The organism is Klenkia terrae, from assembly GCF_900491935.1.
Lineage (GTDB): Bacteria > Actinomycetota > Actinomycetes > Mycobacteriales > Geodermatophilaceae > Klenkia > Klenkia terrae.
In genome coordinates this window covers 972,965-980,110 of sequence record NZ_UEXK01000004.1, presented here as the reverse complement: position 1 = coordinate 980,110, position 7,146 = coordinate 972,965, and the positions used below count along the sequence as shown (strand labels likewise).

Sequence of the window (7,146 nt, the reverse complement as noted above, 5' to 3'; positions counted from 1 at the left end):
GACGGGGTGGCCGAGGGGACGGTCGGGGTGGTGCCCGGCGGTGCCCAGGACGGCGCGCTGGTGTCCGGCGCCGTGTGCGTCGGCAGCGGGTCGGGGGCAGCGGTCGGCGCGGTGGGGGTCGCCGTCGACGCCGGGGCCGCCGTCTCGGTGTCCGTCGCGAGCGGGATGTCGGGGGTCGCCGAGGTGCCGTCCGCGTGGCGGGGGACGGCGGCCTTGGCCTTCTGGGTGGCGTTGTCGATCTGGGCCGCGCGGTCGGGCATCTTGTCCTTGGCGAACTGGCCGGCCTTGTCCACCGCGCCCTCGATCCGCCCGGCGTTGTCCTTGACCGCCGTCTCGAGCTTGTCCGCACCCTGGGCCAGGGCGTCCTGCGCCTGCTTCGCGAGCTTGCCGAAATCCACCATGGCGCCCACCCTGCCGTCCGCGGGCCGAGCGCGCCACACTGCACCGGTGACCGAGAAGGTGCAGGGACCCGCCAGCTACTTCCCCGCGATGGAGAAGAAGTACGGCCGGCCGATCGGTGAGTGGCAGGAGGCGGTGCGTGCCCGCCGGGCGGAGCAGCCCGGGGCGAAGCACATGGAGCTGGTCGCCTGGCTCAAGACCGAGCACGGCATGGGCCACGGGCACGCCAACGCACTGGTCGCGCACACCCTCGCGCAGGGCTGAGGACAGCGCGGGCTGAGCCGGTGCCCTTCACCGGCAGCCACCCGGCCGCCGTCCTCCCGTTCCTGCGAACCCGCCTGCCGGCGTCGGCGCTGGTGATCGGCAGCGTCGTCCCCGACCTGCCGGCCTACCTGCCGGTGGACCCGCTGTGGAGGACCCACACCTGGACGGCGGTCGTGACCGTCGACCTGCTCACCGGACTGCTGGTCTGGGCGCTGTGGCACGGCGTCCTGAGCCGGCCGGTGGTGGCGTCCTCGCCCGCGCCGCTGCGGGCCCGGCTGGCCGGCGTCCCGCTCGGGCTGCGCGGCCGGCTGACCGGGTGGCGGGACCTGCTCGTGGTGGCGCCGGCCGTGGTGGTGGGCGCGGCGACCCACGTCGTGCTGGACGCCTTCACCCACCCGCGGCGGTGGGGCGTGGACCTGGTGCCGGCGCTGTACGAGCCGGTGGCCGGGGTGCCGGTCTACAGCTGGCTGGCCGACGGCGGCGGCGTGCTGGGCGGCCTGGTGCTGCTGGGCTGGTGCGCGCTGTGGTGGCGCCGGACGCCGGCGGCTCCGGTGGTGGCCGGTCGCGGCTGGGCGTGGGGAGTGGTGGGGCTGGCTGCCCTGGCCGGGGGCCTGGCCGGTGCGCCGGGGGAGCCGGACACCCGCAGCGCGGCGGTCGCAGCGGCGTTCGCCGGCGGGGGAGCGGCGATGGCGACCGCGGCCGTGCTGGTCCTCGGCTGGCAGGCGCGCCGGTTCCGCGATCGGGGGCGCTGCGGTGCTGGTGCCGGGCCGGCCGGGCGGCCCTAGGGGCGGGGCATGCCACTGGAAGGCGAGTACGAGCCCAGCCCGGAGAAGTGGGTCCGCGACCAGGTCGAGGCCTACGAGCGCAGCGGCGGACGCGAGGCCAACACCCTCCCGAACCGCCCCGAGCCCGTCGTGGTGTTTACCACCCGCGGTGCCAAGAGCGGCAAGGTGCGCAAGAACCCGCTCATGAAGGTCGAGCACGACGGCGTCTACGCGATGGTCGCCAGCCAGGGCGGCGCGCCCAAGCACCCGACCTGGTACTTCAACGTGACCGCGCACCCCGACGAGGTGACGGTGCAGGACGGCGACCAGGTCTGGGACGGCGTCGCCCGCGAGATCCACGGCGAGGAGAAGGCGGTCTGGTGGGAGCGCGCCGTCGCCGCGTTCCCCGACTACGCCGACTACCAGCGCAAGACCGACCGCTCGATCCCGGTCGTCCTGGTGGAGCGCCCGAGCTGACGCAGGCCCGCGTCGCCGTCGTCACCGGTGCCTCCGACGGCATCGGGGCGGCGGCGGCCCGCCGGCTGCACCGCGACGGGTGGCAGGTGGTCGTCGTCGGCCGGTCGCCGGACAAGACCGCCGCCGTCGCCGACGAGCTGCAGACCCAGGGCCACCCCGACGACCACCGCGAGGTCGAGCGGCACACCGTGGACTTCTCGCGGCTGGACGACGTCCGGGCGCTGGCCGCCGACCTCGTGGCCCGGCACCCGCGGATCGACGTCCTGGCCAACAACGCCGGCGGGTCCTTCCCGCGGCGGGTGACCACGGTCGACGGGTTCGAGACCACGTTCCAGGTCGACCACCTCGCCCCGTACCTGCTGACCCGCCTGCTGGAGGAGCCGCTGCGCGCGGCCCGCGGACGGGTGGTGGCGACGTCGTCCTTCATGCACCGGATCGGTCCGCTGCCGCGGACGGTCACCGCGGACCCGCCGCGCCCCTACTCGGGGATGCTCGCCTACTCGCGGGCCAAGACGATGAACGCGCTGACCACCCGCGAGCTGGCCCGTCGCTGGGCGCCGGACGTGACCGCTACCTGCTACACCCCGGGCGCGGTCGCGACGTCGTTCGGGGCGCGGTCGGGCGGGCTGTCCGGGCTGGCCTGGAAGCTGGGGCTGTCCCGCAGCTTCCGCACCCCGGCGCAGGGCGCGGACACCCTGGTGTGGCTGGCGACAGCGGACGAGGGCTGGCGCAACGGCGGTTTCCACGCCGACCGGTCACCGGCCCCCGCGATGCCCTGGGCCACCGACGACCGCCGCGCGCGCTCGTTGTGGGACCTGTCGGCCGGTGCGGTAGGACTGCCCGCATGACCAAGGCCGGCGACGCGATCGAGGTCGAGGTGGACGGTCTGGACGTGCGGCTGTCCAGCCCGGACCGGGTGTACTTCCCAGCGCGCGGGGAGACCAAGAAGGACCTGCTCGACTACTACCTCGCCGTCGGCCCCGGGATCGTGAACTCCCTGCGCGAGCGGCCGTGCATGCTGCACCGGTTCCCCAAGGGCGTAGAGGGCGACAAGGTGCACCAGAAGCGGGTCCCGGCCGGGGCGCCGCCCTGGATCGAGACCGTGCGGGTGCACTTCCCGCGCTGGAACCGGACCGCCGACGAGCTGTGCGTGACCCACCTGGCGCACGTGGCCTGGGCGGTGCAGATGTCGACGGTGGAGTTCCACCCGTGGAACAGCCGCCGGGCCGACACCGAGCTGCCCGACGAGTGGCGGATCGACCTGGACCCGATGCCCGACGCCGACTACGCCGCGGTCCGCCGGGTCGCCTCCGTGGTGCACGAGGTGCTCGACGAGCTGGGCGCGGTCGGCTTCCCCAAGACGTCGGGCGGCAACGGCCTGCACGTCTACGTCCGCATCCCCCCGGTGCACGGCTTCACCGACGTCCGCCGGGGCGCGCTGGCCTTCGCCCGCGAGGTCGAGCGGCGCACGGCCGACGTGACGACGACCTGGTGGCGCAAGGACCGCGACCCGACCGCGGTGTTCGTGGACTACAACCAGAACGCGCGGGACCACACCATCGCCGCGGCCTACAGCGTGCGCGGCAACGCCGAGGGCACCGTGTCCACGCCGATCCGCTGGGACGAGGTGGACGACGCCCACCCGCGTGACTTCACCATCGCCACGGTGCCGGCCCGCTTCGCCGAGCTCGGCGACCTGCACGCCGACATCGACCGCGAGGTGTTCGACATCGCGCCGCTGCTGGAGTGGGCCGAGCGCGACGAGCGCGAGGGGGCCGAGACCCCGCCGGAGCCGGACGAGGCCTAGATGAGTAAGTCCGATTGGATCAGTGGTCGTAGGCGATCAGTGATCTTGTGACTGGTTGGCCGGTGGCGCGGTTGTGCCAGATCGCGGCGGTCAGGGCCAGCAGTCGTTGAGCGATGCGTGCGGTGACACCGGTGAGGGTGCGACCGCCGTGGAGTTCCAGGTCCAGCTGGCCTTTGAGGGTGTCGAAGACCGATTCGACCAGTTGTCGGACCGGTTTGAGCAGGTGCTGGCCGGGGCGTGGTGGGCGGTTGCGGTAGGAGGGGCGCAGTAGGTCGGCGCCGCGGGCGTGCAGGTAGTCGTCCAGTTCGGCGGAGATGTAGCCCTTGTCGGCCAGCACCAGTAGCCCGGGCCGTTCGGTGATCAGGTCACCGTCGTAGTCCAGGACGCACATCAGCACCTGCCGTTCATCGATCTTGGGATCGGCCAGCGCCCAGGTGACCGGGAGTCCGGCCGGGGTACACACCAGGTGCAGGCGTAGGCCCCAGAACCAGCGGGAGTGGCTGGCGCAGTAGCCGTAGCCGGCGACCCCGGCCAGCTCCGAGCGCCGCACGGTGGGCCGGGATCGGGCGCACTCCACCGGGGTGGAGTCCACCAGCCACACCGGGTCGGCCCACAGGTCGGTGTCGGTGGCCAGGACCCGGATCAGCCGCTTGAGCAGCGGTAACGCCCCACGCAGCCGCTTGTTGTAACCGGACTGCTCGGGCAGGTAGGGGAATGCACCGGGCAGTGCAGCCGGGACCTGCCGCAGCCAGCGGGCCTCGGAATGGACTCCCAGTAGCGCTTGGGCCACGGCCAAGGTGAGCAGCTCGGCGTCGGTCAGCCGCGGAGGGCGCCCGACACGTGAGCGAGGGCCCAGGTAGTCGTCGATGCGGACATAGAGTGAGGTCAGGAGGGTGTTGAGGTCGGTCGTCACAACCCGTACCCCAGCACCCTCCGCCCTGAAATCACACCCGTGTCATTCGGACTTACTCATCTAGATGAGTAAGTCCGATTGGATCAGTGGTCGTAGGCGATCAGTGATCTTGTGACTGGTTGGCCGGTGGCGCGGTTGTGCCAGATCGCGGCGGTCAGGGCCAGCAGTCGTTGAGCGATGCGTGCGGTGACACCGGTGAGGGTGCGACCGCCGTGGAGTTCCAGGTCGAGCTGGCCTTTGAGGGTGTCGAAGACCGATTCGACCAGTTGTCGGACCGGTTTGAGCAGGTGCTGGCCGGGGCGTGGTGGGCGGTTGCGGTAGGAGGGGCGCAGTAGGTCGGCGCCGCGGGCGTGCAGGTAGTCGTCCAGTTCGGCGGAGATGTAGCCCTTGTCGGCCAGCACCAGTAGCCCGGGCCGTTCGGTGATCAGGTCACCGTCGTAGTCCAGGACGCACATCAGCACCTGACGTTCATCGATCTTGGGATCGGCCAGCGCCCAGGTGACCGGGAGTCCGGCCGGGGTACACACCAGGTGCAGGCGTAGGCCCCAGAACCAGCGGGAGTGGCTGGCGCAGTAGCCGTAGCCGGCGACCCCGGCCAGCTCCGAGCGCCGCACGGTGGGCCGGGATCGGGCGCACTCCACCGGGGTGGAGTCCACCAGCCACACCGGGTCGGCCCACAGGTCGGTGTCGGTGGCCAGGACCCGGATCAGCCGCTTGAGCAGCGGTAACGCCCCACGCAGCCGCTTGTTGTAACCGGACTGCTCGGGCAGGTAGGGGAACGCACCGGGCAGTGCAGCCGGGACCTGCCGCAGCCAGCGGGCCTCGGAATGGACTCCCAGTAGCGCTTGGGCCACGGCCAAGGTGAGCAGCTCGGCGTCGGTCAGCCGCGGAGGGCGCCCCACACGTGAGCGAGGGCCCAGGTAGTCGTCGATGCGGACATAGAGTGAGGTCAGGAGGGTGTTGAGGTCGGTCGTCACAACCCGTACCCCAGCACCCTCCGCCCTGAAATCACACCCGTGTCATTCGGACTTACTCATCTAGAGCTGCCGGTAGGCCGAGTCGGGGACGTCGGTGACGAACATGTGCCCCGGTGCGTGGGTGATCGCGAACGGCGGCCGGGAGGCCATCAGCGCCGCCTGCGGGGTCACCCCGCACGCCCAGAACACCGGGACGTCGCCGGGCTGCACGTCGACCGGGTCGCCGAAGTCGGGCCGGTCCAGGTCGGCGATGCCCAGCGCTCCGGGCGACCCGACGTGCACGGGCGCGCCGTGCACCTCGGGCATCCGGGCGGTGACCTGCACGGCGGTGGCCACCAGGTGCGCCGGGACCGGCCGCATCGAGACCACCAGCGGCCCCGACAGCCGCCCGGCCGGCCGGCACTCCCGGTTCGTCCGGTACATCGACACGTTGCGGCCCTGCTCGATGTTGCGCACCGGGACGCCGGCGTCCAGCAGCGCGGTCTCGAAGCTGAAGCTGCAGCCGACCAGGAAGGCCACCAGGTCCTCGGTCCACAGGTCGACGACATCGGTGGGCTCGTCGACCAGCTCGCCGTCCCGCCACACCCGGTAGCGCGGCAGGTCGGTCCGCAGGTCGGCGTCCGGTGCGAGCACGGTCGTCGTGCTGCCGGGGTCGGTGACGTCCAGCAGCGGCACCGGGCGCGGGTTGCGCTGGCCGAACAGCAGCATGTCCCACGCCCAGTCGCGGGACAGGACGACCAGGTTGGCCTGGGTGAGGCCGGGCGCCCAGCCCGAGGACGGGACGGCGAGGCCGCCGCGGAACGCCGCGCGGGCCTGGGCAGGGGTGGTCGCGGTCATGGCTGCTCCTCGTGGTCACGGCGGAGATCGGTCAGGTGGGCGAGGGACACGTCGAGGTAGTCCTCCAGCGCCGCGGCGGCCTCGGCGGTGCGGCCGGCGGCGACCAGGTCCAGCAGGGCGCCGTTGCGCTCGACGTAGGGCGCGTGCATCGCCTCGGCGTCCGCGCCCTGGAAGGCCAGCCGCAGCTCCGCGAGCAACCGGCTCGTGGTGGCGTCCAGCCGGGGGCTGCCGGCGAGGGCGACGAGGTGGGAGTGGAAGTGCATGTTCGCCGTCCCGACGCCGGTCCAGTCGCCGCGGGCGGCGGCCGCGGCGCCGTCGGCGACGTCGGCGCGCAGCGGCTCGAGCACCTCGGGGTCCGGGGCCGTCCCGCCCAGCCGCCGGACGACGTCGCACTCGATCGCCCGGCGCACGCGGTAGACGTCGGCCAGCTCGTCGTCGCTGAGCTCGGTGACGAACACCCCGCGGTGCAGCCGGTGCACCAGCAGGCCCTCGTGGCCCAGCAGCCGGAACGCCTCGCGCAGGGTGTTGCGGGAGACCTGCAGGACGGCGCTGAGCTGCTCCTCCGAGAGCTGGCTGCCCGGCGGCAGGTCGCCCTCCGTGACCCGGCGGCGCAGGATCTCGGCCACCCGCTCGGCGGTGCTCGCCCGGCGCAGCCCGGAGACCTCGGCGGCCAGCTCGTCGAGGAAGGACTGCTGGGTGCTCACGCCG

Annotated in this window: 10 protein-coding genes; 5 read left to right on the top strand and 5 right to left on the bottom strand. The window is 72.9% G+C overall.

Features of this window, described 5'->3' with window-relative positions:
• Positions 1-401, bottom strand: a 401-nt coding sequence (locus LFA75_RS05045) for an antitoxin (protein WP_225232595.1), incomplete at its 3' end; no start/stop codon positions are given.
• A gap of 46 nt (positions 402-447) precedes the next feature.
• Here LFA75_RS05045 and LFA75_RS05040 point away from each other — a divergent pair.
• Genes LFA75_RS05040 through ligD form a run of 5 tightly spaced genes read left to right on the top strand, consistent with a single transcriptional unit; the run spans position 448 to position 3,711 of the window.
• Positions 448-663 (top strand): DUF4287 domain-containing protein, encoded by a 216-nt coding sequence (locus LFA75_RS05040; protein ID WP_225232594.1) that lies wholly within the window; start codon positions 448-450, stop codon positions 661-663.
• Between the two features lie 20 nt (positions 664-683).
• Positions 684-1,448, top strand: coding sequence for a DUF4184 family protein (locus tag LFA75_RS05035; protein ID WP_225232593.1), 765 nt, complete (start codon positions 684-686; stop codon positions 1,446-1,448).
• Between the two features lie 9 nt (positions 1,449-1,457).
• Complete coding sequence (locus LFA75_RS05030) at positions 1,458-1,904, top strand: nitroreductase family deazaflavin-dependent oxidoreductase (protein WP_225232592.1); 447 nt, start codon at positions 1,458-1,460, stop codon at positions 1,902-1,904.
• Positions 1,808-2,752, top strand: a complete 945-nt coding sequence (locus LFA75_RS05025; protein WP_225232591.1) for an SDR family NAD(P)-dependent oxidoreductase — start codon at positions 1,808-1,810, stop codon at positions 2,750-2,752. The genes LFA75_RS05030 and LFA75_RS05025 overlap by 97 nt, the downstream gene beginning before the upstream one ends.
• Positions 2,749-3,711, top strand: a complete 963-nt coding sequence (gene ligD / locus LFA75_RS05020; RefSeq protein ID WP_225232590.1) for a non-homologous end-joining DNA ligase — start codon at positions 2,749-2,751, stop codon at positions 3,709-3,711. Before LFA75_RS05025 ends, ligD begins: the two co-directional genes overlap by 4 nt.
• A gap of 19 nt (positions 3,712-3,730) precedes the next feature.
• Here ligD and LFA75_RS05015 read toward each other — a convergent pair whose 3' ends face one another.
• From LFA75_RS05015 to LFA75_RS05000, 4 genes are all read right to left on the bottom strand, one after another.
• Positions 3,731-4,624 (bottom strand): IS982 family transposase, encoded by an 894-nt coding sequence (locus tag LFA75_RS05015; protein WP_225232589.1) that lies wholly within the window; start codon positions 4,622-4,624, stop codon positions 3,731-3,733.
• 83 nt (positions 4,625-4,707) lie between these two features.
• Positions 4,708-5,601: an IS982 family transposase gene (locus LFA75_RS05010; protein ID WP_225232589.1), complete on the bottom strand. Its 894-nt coding sequence runs from the start codon at positions 5,599-5,601 to the stop codon at positions 4,708-4,710.
• A gap of 60 nt (positions 5,602-5,661) precedes the next feature.
• Positions 5,662-6,438, bottom strand: a complete 777-nt coding sequence (locus LFA75_RS05005; protein ID WP_225232588.1) for a putative hydro-lyase — start codon at positions 6,436-6,438, stop codon at positions 5,662-5,664.
• Entirely contained in the window at positions 6,435-7,142 is a 708-nt protein-coding gene (locus tag LFA75_RS05000; RefSeq protein WP_225232587.1) for a GntR family transcriptional regulator, read from the bottom strand. The genes LFA75_RS05005 and LFA75_RS05000 overlap by 4 nt, the downstream gene beginning before the upstream one ends.
• Between the last annotated feature and the right edge of the window lie 4 nt (positions 7,143-7,146).

Coding starts and splice junctions, on each gene's coding strand:
- LFA75_RS05005 (WP_225232588.1), bottom strand. CDS start 6,438: ATGACCGCGACCACCCCTGCCCAGGCCCGCGCGGCGTTCCGCGGCGGC.
- LFA75_RS05030 (WP_225232592.1), top strand. CDS start 1,458: ATGCCACTGGAAGGCGAGTACGAGCCCAGCCCGGAGAAGTGGGTCCGC.
- ligD (WP_225232590.1), top strand. CDS start 2,749: ATGACCAAGGCCGGCGACGCGATCGAGGTCGAGGTGGACGGTCTGGAC.